This window comes from Pseudoalteromonas sp. 19-MNA-CIBAN-0066 (assembly GCF_040308705.1).
Taxonomy (GTDB): Bacteria; Pseudomonadota; Gammaproteobacteria; order Enterobacterales; family Alteromonadaceae; genus Pseudoalteromonas; species Pseudoalteromonas nigrifaciens.
Window position 1 is genome coordinate 1 of sequence record NZ_JBEONZ010000424.1, and the last position, 236, is coordinate 236.

Genomic DNA, 236 nt, shown 5'->3' on the forward strand with positions numbered 1-236 from the left:
CGACACGATCGCCGACAACGCGGCGAACGCGGGCGTCGTGATCGGCGGCCGGCCGGTGCGCCCGCAGGACGTCGATTTGCGCTGGGTCGCGGCGATCATGTCGCGCAACGGCGTGGTCGAGGAAACCGGCGTGGCAGCCGGCGTGCTGAACCATCCGGCGAACGGCGTCGCGTGGCTCGCGAACCGGCTGTCGCGCTTCGACGTCGCGCTGGAGCCGGGGCCGAGCGTGGTCGGCG

1 pseudogene is annotated in these 236 nt (G+C 73.7%); it reads left to right on the plus strand.

From position 1 onward, the window contains the following. A pseudogene (locus tag AAEZ18_RS19680) lies at window positions 1–236 on the plus strand (2-oxo-hept-4-ene-1,7-dioate hydratase); the annotation flags it as partial.